Genomic DNA, 19,925 nt, shown 5'->3' with positions numbered 1-19,925 from the left:
TGAGATGAACGGTGATCCGGATCTGCTGATCGATGGTCGATGGACGCATGCCGAGGACGGCGGCGTGCGGCAGATCATCGATCCGGCCGACGGCTCGGTGGTCGCGACGGTGGACGAGGCCACCCCGCGCGACGCGCAGGCGGCCGTCGCCGCCGCCCGCGCGGCCTTCGACGCGGGCGACTGGCCCGCGACGCCGGTCGCCGAGCGGGCGGCCCTGCTGCTGCGGATCGCCGATCTCCTGGCCCGCGACAAGGACCGGTTGGCCCGGCTGGAGACCGCGGACACCGGAAAGACGCTGGTGGAGAGTGAGATCGACATCGACGATGTGATCTCGGTGTTCCGCTACTACGCGAGCGCGATCGCGGTACAGGCCGACCGGCTGATCGACGTGGGCGATCCGGCGGTGCTCAGCCGGGTGGTGCGCGAGCCGATCGGCGTCTGCGTGCTGATCGCGCCGTGGAACTATCCGCTGCTCCAGATGTCGTGGAAGGTCGCGCCCGCGCTGGCCGCGGGCTGCACCATGGTGCTCAAGCCGAGCGAGGTCACCCCGCTGAGCACGATCGAATTCGCGCGGCTCGCCGAGGAGGCGGGGGTGCCCGCGGGGGTGCTGAACCTGGTCCAGGGCAGCGGCGCGGTGCTCGGGGCGGCGCTGACCGGCACTCCCGACGTCGACTTCATCTCGTTCACCGGCGGTCTCGCGACCGGCCGCACGATCAGCAAGGTCGCCGCCGAACACGTCACCAAGGTGGCGGTGGAGCTCGGCGGCAAGAATCCGCACCTGGTGTTCGCCGACGCCGACTGGGCGAGTTCGGTCGACCAGGTGCTGACCGGTGTGTTCCTGCATTCCGGGCAGGTCTGTTCGGCGGGCACCCGGTTGATCGTGGCGGAGACGATCGCCGACGATTTCGTCGCCGAGCTGGCGAGCCGGGCCGAGCGCATCCGGGTCGGCCCCGGCTTGGACCCGGCCAGCGAAACCGGTCCGCTGGTCTCCGAGCAGCACCGCGAAAAGGTGGAAGCCTATGTCGCGCTGGGTATCTCGGAGGGCGCCAAGCTGGTGACCGGCGGGGCGCGGCCGAGTGATCCGGCATTGCAGGCGGGCAGCTTCTACCTGCCGACGATCTTCGACCGCTGCGACCGGTCGATGCGCATCGTGCAGGAGGAGACCTTCGGCCCGATCCTGACGGTGGAACGGTTCCGCACCGAAGCCGAGGCGATCCGGCTCGGCAACGACACCGAGTACGGCCTGGCGGCCGGCGTGCGCACGTCGGACCCGGCTCGCGGCGAGCGGGTGGTGCGCGCGCTGCGCCACGGTACGGTGTGGCTCAACGACTTCGGTTATTACACCGCCGCCGCCGAATGGGGCGGCTTCAAGAAATCCGGAAACGGGCGCGAGCTCGGCCCGACCGGCCTGGCCGAATACCAGGAAACAAAGCACATCTGGCACAACACGGCACCGAAGCCGGCGGAGTGGTTCAAGGGCGTCTGAGCACAAGTTGTAGATCTCGGCCGGACAGCCCGTACGGCCAACCGCGGAAGGCACGGTAGACAATGGTAGCCACGGAACGCAGTGTGTCCGATGACAGCGGAATGGAAGATTTCGGATACAAGGAATCACTCGATCGAAGTATCGGGAAATTCGCCAGCTTCGCGGCCGGCGTCAGTTATATCTCGATACTCACCGGCACCTTCCAGCTGTTCTATTTCGGATTCGGTAGTGCCGGTCCGGCGTATCTGTGGTCGTGGCCCATCGTTTTCGTCGGGCAGCTGGCGGTCGCGCTGTGCTTCATGGAACTCGCCGCGCGCTACCCGGTCGCCGGCTCGGTCTACAACTGGTCCAAGCAACTCGGCAGCAGAATCGTCGGCTGGTCCTCGGGCTGGTTGATGCTGACCGCCTCGATCGTGACGCTGGCCGCGGTGGTTCTGGCACTGCAGTTGAATCTGCCGCGACTGTGGAGCGGTTTCCAGATCATCGGCGACGGCACCGGTGAATACGACTACGCCACCAACGCGGTGTTGCTCGGCACCATCATGATCGTGTTCACCACCACGGTGAACGCGCTCGGCGTGCGGCTGATGGCGATGATCAACAGCGCGGGCGTGTTCATCGAACTGATCGCGGCGGTGCTGATCGCGATCATCTTGGCGGCCAACGCGACTCGTGGTCCGCAGGTGTTCTTCTCCACGCACGGCTACGGCGCGGGTGAGGCCGGTGGTTACCTCGGCGCGTTCCTCGTGGCCTCGCTCGCCTCCGGGTACGTGATGTACGGCTTCGACACCGCGAGTTCGCTGGGGGAGGAGACCGTGGAGCCGCGGCGCACGGCACCGAAGGCGATCCTGCGGGCGGTGCTGGCCTCGTTCGTGATCGGCGGGGCGATCCTGGCCTTCGCGGTGATGGCGGCGCCCGATCTGGCCGATCCGCAGATCGGCAGCTCCAGCGGTGGCCTGCAATACATTGTGGAACAGGTGATGTGGGGCCCGCTGGGCACGATCTTCCTGTGCTGCATCGTGATCGCGGTGACGGTGTGCTCGCTGGCCGTGCACACCGCCGCCATCCGGCTGACCTTCGCGATGGCCCGGGACAACGCGTTGCCGTTCGGCGAGAAGCTGGCCCGGGTGCATCCGAAGACGCAGACGCCGGTGATCCCCGCCGTCCTGATCGGTGTGCTCGCCGCGTTGATCCTGGTGGTCAACATCGGCCAGCCGAAGATCTTCACGGTGCTGACCTCGATCGCGATCATCATGATCTATCTGGCCTACCTGATGGTGACCGGACCGATGCTGAGCCGGCGGTTGCGCGGGCAGTGGCCGCCGAAAGAGCTTGCCGCGGGGGGCTATTTCACGATGGGACGCTGGGGCATGGTGGTCAATATCGTCGCCGTGGTCTGGGGTGTCGGCATGGCGCTGAATCTGGCCTGGCCGCGCCAATCGGTTTACGGCACACCTTGGTACAACACCTGGGGTGCGTTCGTCTATATCGGCGCGATCCTCGCGGCCGGGCTCGCCTGGTACGGGATCAAGGGCCGCAAACGAATCGGAACGCTCGCTGCACACGCCGCGGAGGTGCGCCACGATGTCTGACTCGGTGTTCGACTATGTGATCGCGGGCGGCGGTACCGCGGGCTGCGTGCTCGCCGCCCGGCTCAGCGCGGACCCCGACGTGTCGGTGTGCCTGCTGGAGGCGGGCCCGTCCGACGTCGGTGACCGGGCCATCCTCGAACTCGACCGGTGGATGCACCTGCTGGATTCCGGTTACGACTGGGACTATCTGGTCGAGCCGCAAGAACGCGGGAACAGTTTTCTGCGGCATGCTCGCGCGAAGGTGCTCGGCGGATGTTCCTCGCACAACTCCTGTATCGCGTTCTGGCCGCCCGCGGAGGGTTTGGACGAGTGGGCAGCGCTCGGCGCGAAGGGCTGGAGTGCGGCCGAGGTGCTGCCCTACGTGACGCGATTGGAGAACAACGACGCTCCCGGTCCGCAGCACGGCCGCAGCGGCCCGGTCCGGCTGCGCGATGTGCCGCCCGTGGACCCCTGCGGGCTGGCGGTGCTGGAAGCGGCTGCGGCGGTGGGCTTGCCGACCGTGCAGTTCAACCGGGGCGCCACCGTGCGCAACGGCGCTGGATGGTTCCAGATCAACGCGGCGGAAGACGGCACGCGCATGTCGACATCGCACGCGTACTTGCATCCCGTGCTGGATTCGCGCCCGAATCTGGTGGTGCGCACCGATTGCTGGGTCAGCGAGATCCTGTTCGACGACGCGCGCAACGCGACCGGTGTGCGGTATCAGCGGCCCGATCGCACCGGCTACGACAGTGTTTCGGCCCGGCGCGAGGTCGTCGTCACCGCCGGCGCCATCGATACCCCGAAACTGTTGCTGCTCTCCGGTATCGGTCCCGCCGAGCAGCTGCGCGAGATCGGCATTCCGGTGCGGGTCGACGCACCGGGTGTGGGCGCCAATCTCGACGACCATGTCGAGGGACTGGTGTTCTGGGAGGCGGCGCGGCCGATGGTCGACACGTCCACCCAGTGGTGGGAGATCGGTCTTTTCGCCACCACCGACGACACCCTGCGCCTGCCGGACGTGATGATGCATTACGGCAGCGTGCCGTTCGATATGAACACGCTGCGCCATGGTTATCCGACCACCGACAACGGCTTCTGCCTGACGCCCAACGTCACCCAGGGCCGCTCGCGCGGCACGGTGCGATTGCGCAGCAGGGACTTCCGGGACCGCCCGAAGGTCGATCCGCGCTACTTCACCGACCCCGACGGCCACGACGAACGGGTCATGCTCGCCGGAATCCGGTTGGCGCGCAAGATCGCCGAGCAGTCGCCGCTGCGGCCGTGGATCGCCCGGGAGCTGGCACCGGGGCCCGAGGCCGGCACCGACGACGAACTGCTGAGCTATATCCACGCCACGCACAACACGGTCTATCACCCGGCCGCAACCGCCAGGATGGGCGCGCCGGAGGACCCGATGGCGGTGCTCGATCCGGAGCTACGGGTGAAGGGGGTGTCGCGATTACGGGTGGTGGACGCGTCGGCGATGCCGAAATTGCCCGCGGTGAACCCGAACATTACTGTCATGGCCATGGCCGAGAAGTGCGCGGATCTCATCAGGGCGACGTGAGCCGGAAATGCCTGCGGAGGGCGAACTAGCGGCGTTCCTCGGCGGACACGCGCCGTTCCAGTCGATGCCGCGTGCCGACCTCGACCGGTTGGCCGCGGCCTCGACCCTGCACGAATTCGCGGCGGGCGCCGTGATCCGCGACTATTCGACACAGGTGCCCGACGATATCTGGATGCTGTGGCAGGGGCGGGTCGCGCTGCGCCCCAGCGGCGGTGCCGACGGTGATCGCACCATCGACACCGTCGAGCGCGGCGGGATCTTCGGCTACGTGCCGCTGCTCACCGGCGGCAGCGCCGAATTCGTCGCGCTGGCAATCGAACCGAGTCTGCTGATCCGGCTGCCGGGCGAGCTGGTCCGGGTGTGGTTCGCGCAACCGGACGGACTCGCGTTCCTGGCCTCGTCGAACTGGAAGACCTGGTCCGGTAACCGCGCCCCGGTCTCGCCGGCGCTCGGCAGCCGACCCGCCGGTGAACTCGTCTCGAGCGCACCGGTTTTCGTGACGCCGCAGACCAGCGTTCGCGATGCGGTGGTCCGGATGACCGAGCGGCACGTCTCGTCCGTGCTGATCCGGTTGCCCGACGGCGACTTCGGCATCTTCACCGACCAGGATCTGCGCGCCCGGGTGGTGGCGGCGGGTCTACCGGTCGACGTGGCGATCGCGCGGGTGATGAGCGCGCCGGCGCGCCGGGTCACCGCGGACCTGACCGGCGAGGCCGTGCTGATGGAGATGCTCGACTGCGGGTTGCGGCACCTGCCGGTCGTCACCCGGCGCGGCGAGGTGCTCGGCGTGCTCGAGGACTCGGATCTGCTCGCGGCCTCGGCCCGGCAGAGTTTCACGCTGCGCCGGGCCATCGGCGCGGCGACCGACCCGGCGCAGTTGCAACGGGTGGCCCGGGAAATCCCGGGCACCACCGTGGATCTGTTCCGCAACGGCACCAAAGCGTCTGCGACGAGCGGCATCCTGTCGGTGGTGGTCGACGCGGTGATCCGCAAGGCACTCGAACTCGCACGCGCCGAATTCGCGGACGCGCCCGCCGGTGGCTTCTCCTGGCTGACCCTCGGCAGCATCGCCCGGCGCGAGGCGATGCCGTCCTCGGATGTGGACAGCGCGCTCTGCTGGGTGGACGAGTTGTCCACCGCGAGTGGACAACTGCGCGCAATCGCACAGCGCACGCACGCCATCCTCGACGCGTGCGGGTTACCGGCGGACAGCAACGGGGCGATTGCCGCCAAGCCGAAATTCGCGCGTTCACAGCGCGAATGGACCACGGCCGCGGCCCATTGGCTCGACGATCCGCTGCACGGGCGGGGTCTGATCATGTCCTCGCTGCTCATCGACGGACGCGTGGTGTGGGGCGATCCCCAGCTGCGCGCGGTGCCCGCGGCCTTCGGACGGATGGCCGCCGAGCATCCCGACGCGCTGCGCCTGCAATTGCTGGACGCGTTGTCCGGGAAGGTTCGGGCCCGGTCGCTGCGCGATGTGCTCTCGCGGCGCGGCGGCACGTTCGATCTGAAGACGCACGCGCTGGTGCCCATCGTCAACCTGGCCCGCTGGGGCGGTCTCGCCGCAGGCCTGACCGCCGCGAGCACACCGGAGCGGCTCAGCGCGGCCGCCGCGGCCGGGGTGCTCACCGAACGCGACGCCACCGTGCTCACCGAGGTTTTCGTGACGTTGCAGCGCATGCGGATGGTGCATCAGGTCGGGCAATTGTCCGCCGGCCACCACCCCGGCGACGTGGTCATGATGTCGGAACTGTCGCCGCTGAATCGGAGCCTGCTCAACGAGGCATTGCGCGAGACAGCCGCCGTGCAGCGACGTGTCCGTGTTCGCGCAGCAACCTCGGCTTAGAATGGCGGTGTCATGGCGAATCGAGACGGCGAGGATCGAGGGCGGGCGGCCGCGGTGCAGTCCGTCGATCGCGCCCTGCTCGTGATGGAGATCATCGCCAAGCTCGGGCAGGCCGGCGTCACGGAAATCGCCGCCGAACTGGGCGTGCACAAATCTACCGTGTCGCGGTTGGTCGCCGTGCTGGAATCGCGCGGCTACGTCGAGCAGCTGTCCGATCGCGGTAAATACCGGCTCGGCTTCTCCATCGTCCGGCTGGCCGGATCCACCAGCGCCCAGGTCGATCTCGTCGGGCAGAGCCAGGGCGCGTGCAACGCGCTGGCTGCCGAATCGGGGGAGACCACGAATATCGCTGTGCTGGACGGTGATCGGATCATCAACATCGTCGAGGCCGCGGGCACCGGCTCGATCGCGTTGCGCTCCTGGGTCGGGCAGAGCTGCCCGGCGCACGCGACGTCCAGTGGCAAGGTGCTGCTGTCGGGTCTGGAACCGGCGGACATGCGCAAGCGGGTGGGCACCAAACTGACGGCCTACACGCCGCATACCGTCACCAAGGTCGCCGATCTGGCGACCCAGCTGGTCGAGGTCCGCGAGAACGGCTGGGCCAGCGTGTGCGAGGAGCTGGAGATCGGGCTGAACGCGGTGGCCGCACCGGTCCTGGACAACAACGGCGTGATCGTCGCTGCGCTGAGCGTGTCCGGCCCGTCCTACCGGCTCGGCCCGGACCGCTTCGCCGCGATGGCGGAACTGGCGATCGCGAGCGCCGCGGACATCAGCCGCAGGCTCGGCTACTACGGCTGACGAACCACGTTCGCCGGAGGCGCTCCGGCGTTGACAACGCGCGCGCTCGCCGACAATACTGAGTCGCATATAGGGCAGTTGTTGCGCTATATGCAACAATTGCATAATCGCCTCACACGCGGCGGGAGATCTCCATCTTCGTGACGGAGAGCCGAAGGAGCAACACCTCCCGGGAATCTCTCAGGCCCAGTACCGCCGCGCCTCGGGCAACTCTGAAAAGTAGTGTCCGCAGTGACACTCGCCGACGGGGCAAGCGCGGTCCGCGTGAATCTCTCAGGCCATAGGACAGAGCGGGAGGAGCCACACCCACGCGCGCGACCCGCGTCGACGAAAGGCTCCCTATGGCAGACCCGGCCCTCCGCACCGACCTCGACGTGCCGCTGCACGAATTCGATCCGCTCGTCGCCGAATTGGTCGGCCGCGAACTCGGCAGGCAGCAGCACGGCCTGGAAATGATCGCGTCGGAGAACTACGCACCCCTGGCGGTCATGCAGGCGCAGGGCACGGTCCTGACCAACAAGTATGCCGAGGGCTATCCGGGCCGCCGCTACTACGGCGGATGCGAGCACGTCGACGAGCTGGAGTCGCTCGCGCTCACCCGGCTGCGCGCGCTGTTCGGCGCGGATTACGCCAACGTGCAACCACATTCGGGGGCGCAGGCGAATGCGGCGGTGATGCACGCGCTGCTGCGTCCCGGCGACCGCATCCTCGGGCTCGCGCTGGACCACGGTGGTCACCTCACCCACGGCATGAAGATCAACTTCTCCGGACGGCTGTACGACGTTGCGGCATACCATGTTCGGGCCGAAGACCAGCTGATCGATATGGCGGAGGTGGCGCGCCTCGCGCGCGAGCATCGGCCGAAGTTGATCGTGGCGGGCTGGTCGGCCTATCCCCGGCACCTCGACTTCGCCGAGTTCCGGCGCATCGCCGACGAGGTCGGCGCGTACCTGATGGTCGACATGGCGCATTTCGCCGGCCTGGTCGCGGCCGGATTGCATCCCTCGCCCGTGCCGCACGCCCACGTGGTCACCTCGACCACGCACAAGACCCTGGGCGGACCGCGCGGCGGATTCATTCTCGCCACCGCCGAATTGGGCAAGAAGCTTGATTCCGCGGTGTTCCCCGGCCAGCAGGGCGGGCCGCTCGAGCACGTGATCGCCGCGAAGGCGGTCGCGTTCAAGATGGCGGCCGAGCCGGCCTTCCGCGACCGCCAGGAACGCACCCTGACCGGCGCGCGGCTGCTCGCGGACCGGCTGCTCGCGCAGGATTGCCGCGCCGCCGGTATCGGACTCGTCAGCGGCGGCACCGACGTCCACCTGGTCCTGGTGGATCTGCGCGCCGCCGAGCTGGACGGCAAACAGGCTGAGGATCTGCTGCACAGCGTGGGAATCACGGTGAACCGCAACGCCGTTCCATTCGACCCGCGCCCGCCGATGGTCAGCTCCGGCCTCCGGATCGGCACGCCCGCGCTGGCTGCGCGGGGCTTCGACCGCGCGGCCTTCGTCGAGGTCGCCGATATCATTGCGACGGCCCTGCGGGTGGGCCGGCCCTGGCGCGAATTCAGCGTGCGGGTGGAGGTCTTGACGCAGAAGTTCCCGCTCTATGCCGGGGTGCACCAGGACCTCTCGTCGGCCACCGACGCCGCGCGGGAGCTCGCGTGACCATCAGCGTCTTCGACCTGTTCAAGGTCGGCATCGGCCCGTCGAGTTCGCATACCGTCGGGCCCATGCGCGCCGCGGGCGCGTTCGTCGATCGGCTGAAAGGCACCGGCGTGCTGCACGATACGGCCGCGCTGCGGGTGCTGCTGTACGGCTCGCTCGGCGCGACCGGACGGGGCCACGGCAGCGTGGAGGCGATCGTGGCCGGACTGGCCGGGGCCCGCCCGGAGTCCGTCGATCCGGACACGATGCGCGATATCGTGGCCGAGGCGCGCGCCGACGCGCGGATCTATCTCGGTGGGGCGCAACCGATCACGTTCGCGATGGACGAGGACATCGAGCTGCTGGCGCGTACCAGGCTGCCGTTCCACACCAACGGCATGCTGTTCGCCGCCCGTGATGCGGCGGGCCGGGTACTGCTCGAATGCCGGTACTACTCGATCGGCGGCGGCTTCGTCCTGGACGAGGACGAGATCGACGGCCGTGCGGCCGAAGCGCCGATGGAGGTGCCCTACTCGTTCGGGTCGGCGGACGAATTGCTCTCGCTCACCGCGGCCACCGGCCGATCCATCAGCGAACTCGTCCTGGCCAACGAAATGACCAGGCGCAGCGGCGATCAGGTGCGCGCGGACCTGCTCGCCATCTGGGCGGTCATGCAGGGGTGTGTCGAGCGCGGCATGTCGAGCACCGGGGTGCTGCCGGGCACGCTGCGGGTGCGCCGCCGCGCCGCGACGCTGTTCGACCGGCTGCGCGCCGAAGCCGAGGACAACGATCCGCTGCGCGCGATGGAATGGGTCACGCTGTACGCGATGGCCGTCAACGAGGAGAATGCCGCGGGCGGGCGGGTCGTCACCGCGCCGACGAACGGCGCCGCGGGCATCATTCCGGCTGTGCTGCACTACATTCAGCAGTTCGTCACCGATACCGCGGACAGCGTGGTCGAGTTCCTGCTGACCGCGGGCGCGATCGGCCAGCTGATGAAGGAGAACGCGTCGATCTCCGGCGCCGAGGTGGGGTGCCAGGGCGAGGTCGGTTCCGCGTGCGCGATGGCCGCCGCCGGACTCGCCGCCGTGCTCGGCGGCACCCCGGCACAGATCGAGAACGCCGCTGAGATCGGCATGGAACACAACCTCGGTCTGACCTGCGATCCCATCGGTGGCCTCGTGCAGATCCCGTGCATCGAACGCAACGGCATCGCGGCCGTGAAGGCGATCACCGCGGCGCGCATGGCGATTCGCGGCGACGGGCACCACCACGTCTCGCTCGATCAGGTCATCCAGACCATGCGCGCCACCGGGGCGGACATGCTCGACAAATACAAGGAGACCTCGCAGGGCGGCCTGGCTGTCGCTGTCGTCGAGTGCTGAGCGGCGCGCACTATTCGCCGAGGAGCCAGTCGTTGGGTGCGAAGGATTCGAAATGCACTCGGCCGGAAGGTATCCGGGCGGCGAGCGACTGGGCGCGCACGGACCGCAGGAAGGCGTGGCTGCCGCACAGGTAGTAGTCCGCGTCGTCCGGCAAGACGATGTCGGTGAGGTCGATGCGCCCGCGTCCCTCGTCCTGATACCAGGTGTGCAAGCGGACGTTCCGAAGTCCGTCGCACAACCCGCGGACGCGCTCGCGGAGCGGGTGGACGGCGGCGGAGCGGTCGGCGTGCAGCACGAGGGCGGGCCGGTCCGGAGTATTGGCTGCCAGATAAGCCACGATGCCCGCCATGGGTGTGATGCCGACTCCGGCCGAGATCAGCACCACCGGGGTGTCGGCGGCTGGGTCGAGGGTGAGATCGCCGAAGGGCAAGGTGATTTCGAGGCGATCGCCGACGCCGATGGTGTCGTGCAGCCAGGACGAGACCTCACCCGCGGGGGCGTCCGGCTCGGCTGCGACCACGCGAACCGTGAAGGCGTAGCGGCCGGTGCCCGGCGCCTCGACCAGACTGTATTGACGGAGCTGGCGGGCGCCGTCGGGCAGGTCCGCGCCGACCGAAATATAGCTGCCCGGAAGGAAATCCGGCAGCGCACGCCCGGGGTCGGCGGACTCGACGACGAAAGTCACCACCCCGGACGGATCCGCGGTGCGGTCGACCACGACGGCCCGGCGGAAGACGTCACCCGGCGCGACCCCGGCCGCGTCGTAGAGTCCCGCTTCCAGGTCGATGAGGGCGGTGGCCATCAGCCAGTAGACGCGGTCCCACGCCGCCGCGACCGCCTCGGTCACCACCTCCGGGCCGAGCACCTCGACGATGGCGGCGAACAGGTGCCGGTGCACGATGTCGTACTGAGCCGCGGTGACACCGAGCGAAGCGTGCCGGTGCCCGATGCGCGAGAGCAGGTCGACGGGGTGCGGCAGTTCCGGGTCGACCAGATGCCGGGCGAAGGTGACGATGGACGAGGCCAGCGCGCGCTGCTGGGTGCCCTGTGCCTGGTTACCCCGATTGAACAGATCGCGGCCGAGCTCCGGATGCGCGGCGAACATCTTGCGATAGAACAGTGGTGTGATCGCGTCGATCCGGGTGCCGATCAGCGGCAGCGTGGCGCGGATCACCGCCTGGTGGGCGGGTTCCAGTTCCGGGGCGATATCGCTGGGCGAACCGGTCGCGGTGGGCATGGCTTCTCCTCAATTCTCTTGCGCGGGCAGGGCAATGGCGGGCAGGTGCAGCAGCTCGACGATGCGGGGGCTCACCAGATCGGCGAGGTGGTAGTTGTCCAGCTCGCGGTAAAAGGCTTCTTTCGCGTCCTGGAGAACTCGTCGCAAACGACAATTGGCGGCCAATGGGCACGGATGTTCGCCGAGGCATTCCACCACTTCGGCATCGCCCTCGAGGGCTCGAATGATGTGCCCGACGGTGGCGGCCCGGCCGGCCTCGGTGAGGAAGATCCCGCCGCCACGCCCGCGGTAGGAGGCGACGAAGCCGAGGTCGGCGAGTCGCGATACCGCTTTCGCTACCTGGTGCTCCGAGGAATCGACCTGTCGGGCAACGAGTTTGGCGGTCACGCGATGGTCGGCCGAGCCGCTGACCGCCAGCCGCATCATGGTCCGCAGGGCGAGATCGGTGGACCGGGCGAGCTGCATGACTTCACGGTACGTAATCGCGCGGGGAAAAAGCGCGTGCGGCGGGTGTGCTGTCTAATACGTGGCTGCGCGCCGATTATATGAGCCAGGCCACAGCCGGGGAGTGAACCCGGTGCTCCGCACGGCAATTCCAGCTATTGCGGAGCACCCGGGCAAGGTAGGTCAGCCGATCCCGATCGACTGCGCCAGGAAAGGCCATGACGTGCGCAGGTCGTCTTCCCAGTAGCCCCACGAATGGGTGCCCACCGGGCGGTCGTCGAAGGTCACCGGAATGTTCAACTCGCGCAAGCGGTTCGTCAGATTCACCGTGCAGTAGTGGATGGCCGCCTCGATCGGGCCGCCGAACGCGATCTGCACCGGCAACGGAATTCGGCCCTCCTGCACCCGGCGATCGCCAGGGGTGTCGTGCGGAGCCGCGGCGATACCGCTACCCGAACTCAGGTAAACCGCTGTGCCACGCAAACGTTCGGCGTTGACGAGCGGGTCGTTGGCGCGCCACAGCGGTCCGTTGCGCGGACCCCACATGTTCTCGACGCTCTGCCCGCCGCCCCAGTTCTCCACCGTGAGCCGGACGAATTCCTGGCCGATCGGGTCCGAGGTCTGCGCGCACCCGCTGTAGGAGGCCACGCTGTTCCAGAAGCCGGGCTTGGCGATCGCCAGGTTCAGCACCGAGGTGCCGCTCATCGAAACACCGGCGAGGGTGCGAGTCCCGTTGGCGCCCAGGAACTCTTCGATCACCGGCGGCAATTCCTCGTTCAGGAACGTCTGCCATTTGTTGTAGCCGAGCACGGCGTCCGCGCGGACCCAGTCGGTGTAATAGGAATTGGCGCCACCGAAGGGCGTGACGACATTGACGTCCTTGCCGCGCAGGAAACTCACCGCGTCGGTCTGCACATCCCAGCCGCTGTCGTTCGGGCCGCCGCCGGAACCGTTGAGCAGATACATCGTCGGCCGCGGTGTCGTCCGGTCGGCGGCCCGGATGACCTGGATCGGGATCGGGCGGTCCATCGCGGGGGAATACACCATGACGGTCTGCTGCCGATCGTTGACATCTGTTACCGACACGATGCCCGCGGGCGCGGCGGTCGCGGTGCCGGCCGCACCGGCCAGACCGGCCGCGGTCAGGGTGGTGGCCAGCGCCCAGCGCAGGGCGCTTCGTCGTATCCATCGCCGTGATCTCAAATCGTGGATCCTCTCGTAGCTGCCGCCGTGCACAGCGGCATTACCAGGGATTCGCGCCGCTCGGGCCGCCGGTTTGGTCCGGCGGGCGAGTCAGTCCTTGAAATAGGCGAGCTGGTGACTGGTCGCCAGCAGCGACCCGTCCGGTGTCCACAGTTCCGCGGCGTGATCGAAGAAGCCGTTGCCGAAGCGGCGGCCGCGCGCGGTGGCGAGGAGCGGCTGATCGGCCTGGGTGGCGAGCAGTTCGTCGTCGGCGTGGAAGTACACCGTCAGCGAGACCGTGCCTGCCGGGACGAACCGGCCGATGCGCAGCATCACCCGCGGAAAGAACACGTCGGTCAGTGCGGTCAGCGCCGGATAGTCCAGTGGCCGCGGCGGGTGATCGCGCACCCACAGCGTGGTGGTCGAGGACGGCTGGGCGTCTGCCTCCGTCGTGACGAGACCGCCTGTGACGAACCGCATGTCGTAGTTCTCGACCCAGGCCAGGAAGTCCGGCACCGGTCCCGGCGGCACGGTGGTCGCGGGCGGCGCCTGCGGCGCGACGGCTTCGGTGTGCGCCCAGGTCTGTCGCCGGATACCGAAGAGCGCGGTGGCCGTGGTGGCGACTACGCCGTCCTGGGTGATCGTCAGCGTCCAGTGCTGGGTGGTCCGGTTCGTGCGGGCCGGTATCGCGCTGACCTCGAACGGGCCCTCGGCGATCGGCCCCGCGTAGTTCACGGTGAGCGACAGCGGCGCACCGAGACACTCCGGATGCCGCTGCACCGCCCGGATCAACGTGGCGGCGGTGATTCCCCCGAACGGCCCGACCATATTCGCGTACTCCGGCGTGGTCCGACCGGTGAACGTCCCGACATCGAGGGGCGTGAGTTCGACGGCGGCGTCGAAGGGATGCTGGGTGACAACGCGAGTATGACTCATAGTGGCCCCAGCGTATCTATTCACGATGGTGCGGGTTCTGCGCGTGCCCACTGATCACCGTGGGGCGTTGAGCAACGGACCTTGCGCACGGCCGCGGCGCTGTCCCCGCGCAGCAGCGCGTCCAGATCGAGCAGGCCGACCGTCGTGCCGAGTGTGCGCGCGGCCAGCGTCTCTGCCGCGAAATGCGGATCCGTGCGGCGCGGATCGAGTGGATCGGCGCAGGACAACAGGCTGAGCATGGTGCCATCATGCTGCGAATACCGGAACCGGCAAACCGCTTTTCGCTGTCGGGACTAGCCGGAGCAGGCAGCGGTGATCGCCGCGGTGTCCCAGTAGAAAGGGTTGACTTCGGTGATTCGACCGTCGTCTACGGTGATCGTTTGCAGGATAGGAAATTCCAGCTCTCGTCCGGTCCTGCGGGATCTGGCGTGCACGTGGGTCAGGACGACGAGCGGGTTCGACTCGGATAGGAACACTTGGCTTTTCAGCTCGAAGCGGTCCCAGGTCGCACTCATGGCGCGGAAGAACTGGTCGAGCCCCGCGTGTCCGCGCCAGGTGCCGCCGTACGGCAGCGAATCCGCTTGCCGGAGCACGACATCCGCCGCGAAGAACGGTTCGAGCGTGCTGAACGACGCCGTCCCGGGACCGCCGGCGGCGAAGTACTCGGCCTCGGCCGCGTACATGCGCTCGAGTACGAGTCGGCGTGCGGAGGTGGACGTTGTGGTCATGGACTCACTATCGATCTGTTGTCCGTGGCCTGCTGGCGGCAATCGGACGGCGCGATAGTCTGGTCATCGCCTAGGGCAGAATCTGTCCTAGGTGGGTTCTACGGTGGGTTTCATACCGATGGTCATCAGCATTCGGACCGGCACGCCGGCGTGCGGACTGTGGGACTTTCGGTCCACTCATTGAGAAAGGATCGGCGATCATGGGCATTTCCGAAGCCGCAGACCGGGCTGACACCTTCGTCGCGCACAAGTTCGAGGAGCGGCTCGTGGATCTCGGGGAGATCCGCATGAACTATGTCGCCGCGGGTGACCCCACGTCGCCGGCGCTGCTGCTGATCCCCGCCCAGGGCGAATCCTGGTGGGGATATGAGAACGCAATCACCCTGCTGGCGAACGACTTTCGGGTCTTCGCGATCGATCTGCGCGGGCAGGGGCGGTCCACCTGGACGCCGGGGCGGTACAACCTCAACACCTGGGGTAACGACGTCGAGCGATTCATCGATCTCGTGATCGGACGGCCGACTCTGGTGGCGGGCAACTCTTCTGGCGGAGTGATCGCAGCCTGGCTGGCCGCCTACGCCAAACCAGGGCAGATCCGGGGCGCGATGCTCGAGGATCCGCCGTTGTTCGCCTCGCAAGCGGCCCCGCCCTATGGTCCCGGCATCATGCAGACCCTCGGCCCGATCTTCGCGTTGTGGGCCAAATGGCTCGGACCGCAATGGTCGGTCGGGGACTGGGACGGTATGGTCGCGGCCGCGCCGCGGGAACTGCCCGAGTTCCTGCACCCGGGTATCGCATTCCTGTTCGGCGACGGCACCGGCGAGGGTGCCGCGGCCACGCCGCCGCAGCATCTGCAGGAGTACGACCCCGAATGGGCGCAGGCCTGGGCCACCGACGTCGCCAACGCCGGCTGCGACCACGCCACGATGCTTGCGCAGAATCGGGTTCCGGTCCTGCTGACCCACCACTTCCACTTGACGGACCCGGAGACCGGGCGGCTCATGGGCGCGATGACGGATATTCAGGCGCAGCAAGCCCGTCGCTTGCTGGCGGCGACCGGTCAACCGGTCACCTTCACCGCTCTCGACGCGCCGCACACCATGCACGACCCCGAGCCGGACCGATACTTCGAGGTGCTCACGGAGTGGGCGTCCGCGCTGGACTGACCGGACCTCGACCGCGGGAAACGCGGCCGGTGTCACTCCGGTTCGAACAAGTGGTCATAGCCGACCGCGAAGGTGCGGTCGGACGGATCGACGACCACGCGGCGGCGATCACCCGGCCGCGGGTACGGGACGCCGGTCTGTATCTCGCACTCCGCTTCGAAAGTGTCGAAACCGGGGCCGCTGATCCGGACTTTCAGCTCGGCCACGTCCGGATTCTCGCCGCCCGCGACGATCCGTACCGCGATGATCTCCGCGGTCGCGGGGACCGCCGCCTTGTCGAATCGCTTAGCGTTCCAACGCCATTGGTATGTGGTCACCGCAAGCGCGACGCCGATCGGCATGGTGATGATGCCCGGGCACAACCCATTCCACAACGAATCACCGGCCAGGGCGATGACAGGTCCTGCCGCGACGAGTGCGGCCGCCACCGCATACGTGAACACCCCCGCAACCGGCCCGATTAGCTCGACCTGACCTGCGCTGCGTTCACCCTCGGACATGCCGCCACTGTAAGGGGATCAGGGCGGGGCCAGTTGCGGGAATCGGCACGGGCGGGGGCGGGGCGGATTACGATCGAGGTCGAATTCTCGTGGCGTCGGTCAGGAGGACCGCAATGCTCGGTAGCAGAGGTGCGTTGGTGGCGGCGTTGGGAGCCGCGGCCACGGTGCTGTGCACGATCCCGGCGAGTGCCGCTCCCGAGGACGAGTTCATCACGCTGAACTCCGTGGTCACGCCCGCTCCGGAGGGCTTGCAGGCCACCGGCACCTACCTGTGCGAGGCGGGCATCGGTTACCTCGACGTCTCCGCGCAGATGGAGACCAACGGCAGCGGCACGATCCAACTGACCAGCTCTCCGCCCGGGGCAACCCTGCAATGCACCGGCCGGGTGGAAACCTGGTCCGTCGTGCTGAAGCCGACCAACGGCATGCCCGTGCTCGTGCCCTACACCGAAGGCACCGGCACCGCACAACTGAACCGAAAATACTGGAAGACCGACTCCGGCCCAATCGCCCTGCACCTCTAGTGCGGTCGAAAGCCCTGTGCACCGGTTCTTTTGACCCGGTGACGTACGGTCACCTCAACGTGTTCGAGCGGGCCGCCGCCCAATTCGACGAACTCGTGGTCACCGTGATGGTCAACGCGACCAAGACCACCATGTTCACCCTTGCCGAGCGCATCGAGATGCTGTGTGAGGTCACCGCTCACCTCCGCAACGTGCAGGTAGCGTCCTGGTCGGGCCTCCTGGTGGATTTCGCGCGCGAACAGGGGATCACGGCGATCGTGAAGGGCCTGCGCCGCGGCGATTTCGACTACGAACAGTCCATGGCGCAAACCCACCGCACCCTCACCGACATGGACACCTTCTTCATCGCCAGCGACCCGGCCTACGGTTCCGTGTCCAGCTCGCTGGTCAAGGAAATCGCCGCATCCGGTGGAGACACGGTCGGTCTAGTGCCGGCGGTCGTGCGCGACAGGCTGTCGCAGAGACTGGTGGAAAGCAGGGCTTGAACGTCCTTGCCGCGCGATATTCGATGCGACAAGCGATCTCGTGGTGCGGTCGTGTCGATCCACGAGATTCGGCGATTCTGGGTGTGGCGGCACACGCAGCGAGACAATGGGTTTCATGGTGGATCGGATGCGGGCGTGGTCCTTTCCCGGCGGCTACGAAGACGATCGTGGTGCGGAGCCGGTCGAATGGCGAATCGAGCCGGATGAGGTATCGGATTCACGAGAACTGTTCGACCTCGAAGCGGTGATCAGAGGTGTCCGGGTCCGGGGCGATCTCGAGGACCTGACACCGTATTCTGCCGATACCCACGCACGCGAAATCTTTTCACTGGACGGCCGGTCCGGCAACCTCGCCCGGTACACGGTGACCGGCGAGTTGCCCTGCACTGTGGAGGTATCGGGTGTTCGGCGGGTGGAGGTCATCCGATTCACGTACGCGCAGCATCCGTATCCCGAGCACGACATGATGCACCTCGCGCTGTCCCTGGATGGTGAAGAGTACGAAACCGACTGTGATGCACTGGAAACCGGACTTCCGCGACTTGCTGACGCGTTGCCGGCGGGCGTTTCCCTGAAGTGCTGTTTCACCTGCCTGTACTCCGACTATATGCCGAGTAGTGGGCAGGCGATGGGGATAGCGTGCTTCCGCGACGACAAAGAACGGTATCTGGCCATCAGGTCGAAATTCGACATCTGGCGTCTTCGGCGCACGGAGTGGGTTCCGGAAACCTACCTGTGCTCGGAATACCAGCGTCGAGTACGCGGCACGGGATATCGCGGTTGAGTCGTCGAGGTCCGAAGGTGGACAACGCTTCTCGGCTGTGTGGCGGCCATCGCTCCGGCCGCGCGATTGCTGCGATCCCTAGCCGTCGGCATCAGGACGGTGGATTGCGCCGGTTCCTCAGTCGACGAGCACGGTGTCGGTGACAGGGGAGTCATTCCGGTGTGCTGAGGGACTGGCGGCGTCGGAAGAATCCCTCGGGGTCGTAGCGGTGTGCGATCTCGGCCAGGCGGGGGTAATTCGAGCCGTAATAGGCTGTGCGCCAGTCGGTCAGGGCTGGGTCGGGGAGGTTCTGGTACGTGTAGGGGGAGGACCAGCGGCGCAGGATCGGTTCGCAGGTGTCGATCCACGCGGAGCCGCTCGCACGCAGATCGTCGGTGATCTCGTCGTGGGACTCCACCACCAGACCGGCGTAGTAAAGATGGTCGCGATGCACGAAGGCGGTCGCGTCGGCGGGGACGCGATTGCATGCCCCGCCCATCGCGCCCAGTTCGAGCGCGCGAATCTGATCGCCCGCCGGGGTGTCGGTGAACGCGGTCAGGATCTGCTGAATGCCTTCGGCGGGTATGGTTTCGGGCACGAAGTGTCCGCGCTCCCGATGCCAGCCATCGCGTGGCAACTGTGCTTCCGGATTTGTGCCGACTCGATGTGACTGCGCGCGAGTGAGTTCCGCGCATCCCATCCACGTGCGCAGAGTGTCGTCGTATGAACCGGTGTGCAGAAACTCTGCGTCCGGTTCTCGGCCGACTCTGTGTCGCAAATCCTCCAGTAGCACTGGCAGTTCGCTCGGATCGCCGAGCCAGGCGCCGAGCACCATGACCTCCGGCTGCTCGCCGGCTTTCGGATGTTCCAGCGCGAAGCGCACATTCGAGGCCAGATCGTCGGGCGCATGCGGTGCCCAGCCTTGCCACGCGTCCCATACGCGCGCCGCGTCGGACCAGTCCCAGCTCAGGCTGTAGCTGGTGACGGGTGCCGCCGGCACCGCCTCCAGCACCAGTTCGGTGACGATGCCCAGGTTGCCGCCGCCGCAGCCGCGCAACGCCCAGAACAGATCGGCATGCCGTTGTTCGTCGCAGGTGAGGATGCTGCCGTCGGCGACAACGACCTGGATCTCGCGCACCCGGTCGCAGGTCAGCCCGTACTTGCGGGTGGCGATGCCAATTCCGCCGCCGAGCGTGAGCCCGGCCAGTCCGACGGTCGCGCAGGTGCCCGCCGGAATCACCCAGCCGTCAGGGACCGTTTCTTCGAGCAGATCGATGGTCTGGATGCCCGCACCCGCCCGGATCAGCGTCCCTTCCCGCCGCACCCCGGCGATTCCGGTGACATCGATGACCAATCCGTCGGTGGTGGAGTGGCCGGCGCAACTGTGCCCGCCGGAACGAGCGGCGACCGGCAGCGCGTGCGCCCGGGCAAACAATACGGCCTCGCGCACATCGTCCACGGTCGTGCAGTAGCACACGCCCGCGGGCCGTACCGTGTCGAATTCCCGTATCTGCAGGGCGCGGGCATCGTCGTAGCCGGAGTCACCGGGCCGCACCAACCGCCCCGCGATCCGTTCCGCCAGCGCCTGCCACGCCGCCTCGCCCACGATCACCGCACCTTCTCCCTCACGCCTCGTTCGAACCGAAGGAGCATACGAA

The 19,925-nt window shown here is 67.6% G+C and carries 19 protein-coding genes and 1 riboswitch; of the genes, 11 read left to right on the top strand and 8 right to left on the bottom strand.

Annotated features, from left to right (window positions below):
- Positions 1–4 precede the first annotated feature (4 nt).
- The 7 genes from NVU01S_RS33780 to NVU01S_RS33750 all read left to right on the top strand — a co-directional run bounded on the left by NVU01S_RS33780 (position 5) and on the right by NVU01S_RS33750 (position 10,302).
- Entirely contained in the window at positions 5–1,486 is a 1,482-nt protein-coding gene (locus NVU01S_RS33780) for an aldehyde dehydrogenase family protein (RefSeq protein WP_043675083.1), read from the top strand.
- A gap of 62 nt (positions 1,487–1,548) precedes the next feature.
- Entirely contained in the window at positions 1,549–3,078 is a 1,530-nt protein-coding gene (locus NVU01S_RS33775; protein ID WP_043675086.1) for an APC family permease, read from the top strand.
- A complete protein-coding gene (locus NVU01S_RS33770) occupies positions 3,071–4,627 on the top strand; it encodes a GMC family oxidoreductase (RefSeq protein ID WP_043675089.1) in 1,557 nt (518 codons plus the stop codon). The genes NVU01S_RS33775 and NVU01S_RS33770 overlap by 8 nt, the downstream gene beginning before the upstream one ends.
- A gap of 7 nt (positions 4,628–4,634) precedes the next feature.
- A complete protein-coding gene (locus NVU01S_RS33765) occupies positions 4,635–6,476 on the top strand; it encodes a putative nucleotidyltransferase substrate binding domain-containing protein (RefSeq protein ID WP_043675092.1) in 1,842 nt (613 codons plus the stop codon).
- Positions 6,477–6,488: 12 nt separating this feature from the next.
- The gene (locus NVU01S_RS33760; protein WP_043675095.1) at positions 6,489–7,274 is read left to right on the top strand and encodes an IclR family transcriptional regulator; all 786 of its coding nucleotides are present in this window, start codon (positions 6,489–6,491) and stop codon (positions 7,272–7,274) included.
- Between the two features lie 202 nt (positions 7,275–7,476).
- A riboswitch (glycine riboswitch) is annotated at positions 7,477–7,573 on the top strand.
- Between the two features lie 42 nt (positions 7,574–7,615).
- Complete coding sequence (gene glyA / locus NVU01S_RS33755; protein WP_043675097.1) at positions 7,616–8,938, top strand: serine hydroxymethyltransferase; 1,323 nt, start codon at positions 7,616–7,618, stop codon at positions 8,936–8,938.
- Positions 8,935–10,302 carry an L-serine ammonia-lyase gene (locus tag NVU01S_RS33750; protein WP_043675100.1) on the top strand — a complete coding sequence of 456 codons (1,368 nt, stop codon included), beginning with the start codon at positions 8,935–8,937 and terminating at the stop codon, positions 10,300–10,302. The genes glyA and NVU01S_RS33750 overlap by 4 nt, the downstream gene beginning before the upstream one ends.
- A gap of 10 nt (positions 10,303–10,312) precedes the next feature.
- Here NVU01S_RS33750 and NVU01S_RS33745 read toward each other — a convergent pair whose 3' ends face one another.
- The 6 genes from NVU01S_RS33745 to NVU01S_RS33720 all read right to left on the bottom strand — a co-directional run bounded on the left by NVU01S_RS33745 (position 10,313) and on the right by NVU01S_RS33720 (position 14,829).
- Positions 10,313–11,539: a globin domain-containing protein gene (locus NVU01S_RS33745; RefSeq protein WP_043675103.1), complete on the bottom strand. Its 1,227-nt coding sequence runs from the start codon at positions 11,537–11,539 to the stop codon at positions 10,313–10,315.
- Positions 11,540–11,548: 9 nt separating this feature from the next.
- Positions 11,549–12,004, bottom strand: coding sequence for an RrF2 family transcriptional regulator (locus NVU01S_RS33740; RefSeq protein ID WP_043675105.1), 456 nt, complete (start codon positions 12,002–12,004; stop codon positions 11,549–11,551).
- A 162-nt stretch (positions 12,005–12,166) separates the two neighbouring features.
- Positions 12,167–13,186, bottom strand: a complete 1,020-nt coding sequence (locus NVU01S_RS33735; RefSeq protein WP_052280898.1) for an alpha/beta hydrolase — start codon at positions 13,184–13,186, stop codon at positions 12,167–12,169.
- A gap of 90 nt (positions 13,187–13,276) precedes the next feature.
- Positions 13,277–14,101, bottom strand: a complete 825-nt coding sequence (locus tag NVU01S_RS33730) for an acyl-CoA thioesterase (RefSeq protein WP_043675108.1) — start codon at positions 14,099–14,101, stop codon at positions 13,277–13,279.
- A 20-nt stretch (positions 14,102–14,121) separates the two neighbouring features.
- Positions 14,122–14,340: a hypothetical protein gene (locus NVU01S_RS33725; protein WP_043675111.1), complete on the bottom strand. Its 219-nt coding sequence runs from the start codon at positions 14,338–14,340 to the stop codon at positions 14,122–14,124.
- 54 nt (positions 14,341–14,394) lie between these two features.
- Entirely contained in the window at positions 14,395–14,829 is a 435-nt protein-coding gene (locus NVU01S_RS33720; protein ID WP_043675114.1) for a nuclear transport factor 2 family protein, read from the bottom strand.
- Between the two features lie 200 nt (positions 14,830–15,029).
- Between NVU01S_RS33720 and NVU01S_RS33715 the strand changes: the two genes are divergently transcribed.
- Positions 15,030–15,995, top strand: coding sequence for an alpha/beta hydrolase (locus NVU01S_RS33715; protein WP_043675115.1), 966 nt, complete (start codon positions 15,030–15,032; stop codon positions 15,993–15,995).
- A gap of 32 nt (positions 15,996–16,027) precedes the next feature.
- On the opposite strand, the gene NVU01S_RS33710 is transcribed toward NVU01S_RS33715, so the two are convergent.
- Positions 16,028–16,495: a hypothetical protein gene (locus NVU01S_RS33710; RefSeq protein WP_156161720.1), complete on the bottom strand. Its 468-nt coding sequence runs from the start codon at positions 16,493–16,495 to the stop codon at positions 16,028–16,030.
- A 113-nt stretch (positions 16,496–16,608) separates the two neighbouring features.
- On the opposite strand from NVU01S_RS33710, the gene NVU01S_RS33705 reads away from it, so the two are divergent.
- The 3 genes from NVU01S_RS33705 to NVU01S_RS33695 all read left to right on the top strand — a co-directional run bounded on the left by NVU01S_RS33705 (position 16,609) and on the right by NVU01S_RS33695 (position 18,288).
- Positions 16,609–17,019, top strand: coding sequence for a hypothetical protein (locus NVU01S_RS33705; RefSeq protein ID WP_043675121.1), 411 nt, complete (start codon positions 16,609–16,611; stop codon positions 17,017–17,019).
- On the top strand, positions 17,019–17,504 hold the full coding sequence (coaD, locus tag NVU01S_RS33700; RefSeq protein ID WP_082032179.1) for a pantetheine-phosphate adenylyltransferase: 486 nt from the start codon (positions 17,019–17,021) through the stop codon (positions 17,502–17,504). The genes NVU01S_RS33705 and coaD overlap by 1 nt, the downstream gene beginning before the upstream one ends.
- Before the next feature lie 115 nt (positions 17,505–17,619).
- Positions 17,620–18,288 carry a DUF6304 family protein gene (locus NVU01S_RS33695; RefSeq protein WP_156161721.1) on the top strand — a complete coding sequence of 223 codons (669 nt, stop codon included), beginning with the start codon at positions 17,620–17,622 and terminating at the stop codon, positions 18,286–18,288.
- Between the two features lie 151 nt (positions 18,289–18,439).
- Here NVU01S_RS33695 and NVU01S_RS33690 read toward each other — a convergent pair whose 3' ends face one another.
- A complete protein-coding gene (locus NVU01S_RS33690; RefSeq protein WP_156161722.1) occupies positions 18,440–19,873 on the bottom strand; it encodes an FAD-binding oxidoreductase in 1,434 nt (477 codons plus the stop codon).
- Positions 19,874–19,925 lie beyond the last annotated feature (52 nt).

The organism is Nocardia vulneris (assembly GCF_001613425.1).
Lineage (GTDB): Bacteria > Actinomycetota > Actinomycetes > Mycobacteriales > Mycobacteriaceae > Nocardia > Nocardia vulneris.
The sequence above is the reverse complement of the archived record's forward strand: the minus strand, read 5'-3'. Positions and strand labels throughout refer to the sequence as shown.

What these genes read in the sequence shown, in the direction of transcription:
- NVU01S_RS33705 (WP_043675121.1), top strand. Translation starts at nt 16,609, where the DNA reads ATGCTCGGTAGCAGAGGTGCGTTGGTGGCGGCGTTGGGAGCCGCGGCC.
- NVU01S_RS33770 (WP_043675089.1), top strand. Translation starts at nt 3,071, where the DNA reads ATGTCTGACTCGGTGTTCGACTATGTGATCGCGGGCGGCGGTACCGCG.
- NVU01S_RS33720 (WP_043675114.1), bottom strand. Translation starts at nt 14,829, where the DNA reads ATGACCACAACGTCCACCTCCGCACGCCGACTCGTACTCGAGCGCATG.
- NVU01S_RS33775 (WP_043675086.1), top strand. Translation starts at nt 1,549, where the DNA reads ATGGTAGCCACGGAACGCAGTGTGTCCGATGACAGCGGAATGGAAGAT.
- NVU01S_RS33695 (WP_156161721.1), top strand. Translation starts at nt 17,620, where the DNA reads ATGGTGGATCGGATGCGGGCGTGGTCCTTTCCCGGCGGCTACGAAGAC.
- NVU01S_RS33765 (WP_043675092.1), top strand. Translation starts at nt 4,635, where the DNA reads ATGCCTGCGGAGGGCGAACTAGCGGCGTTCCTCGGCGGACACGCGCCG.
- NVU01S_RS33760 (WP_043675095.1), top strand. Translation starts at nt 6,489, where the DNA reads ATGGCGAATCGAGACGGCGAGGATCGAGGGCGGGCGGCCGCGGTGCAG.
- glyA (WP_043675097.1), top strand. Translation starts at nt 7,616, where the DNA reads ATGGCAGACCCGGCCCTCCGCACCGACCTCGACGTGCCGCTGCACGAA.
- NVU01S_RS33730 (WP_043675108.1), bottom strand. Translation starts at nt 14,101, where the DNA reads ATGAGTCATACTCGCGTTGTCACCCAGCATCCCTTCGACGCCGCCGTC.
- NVU01S_RS33710 (WP_156161720.1), bottom strand. Translation starts at nt 16,495, where the DNA reads ATGTCCGAGGGTGAACGCAGCGCAGGTCAGGTCGAGCTAATCGGGCCG.
- NVU01S_RS33740 (WP_043675105.1), bottom strand. Translation starts at nt 12,004, where the DNA reads ATGCAGCTCGCCCGGTCCACCGATCTCGCCCTGCGGACCATGATGCGG.
- NVU01S_RS33725 (WP_043675111.1), bottom strand. Translation starts at nt 14,340, where the DNA reads ATGCTCAGCCTGTTGTCCTGCGCCGATCCACTCGATCCGCGCCGCACG.
- NVU01S_RS33745 (WP_043675103.1), bottom strand. Translation starts at nt 11,539, where the DNA reads ATGCCCACCGCGACCGGTTCGCCCAGCGATATCGCCCCGGAACTGGAA.
- NVU01S_RS33715 (WP_043675115.1), top strand. Translation starts at nt 15,030, where the DNA reads ATGGGCATTTCCGAAGCCGCAGACCGGGCTGACACCTTCGTCGCGCAC.
- NVU01S_RS33780 (WP_043675083.1), top strand. Translation starts at nt 5, where the DNA reads ATGAACGGTGATCCGGATCTGCTGATCGATGGTCGATGGACGCATGCC.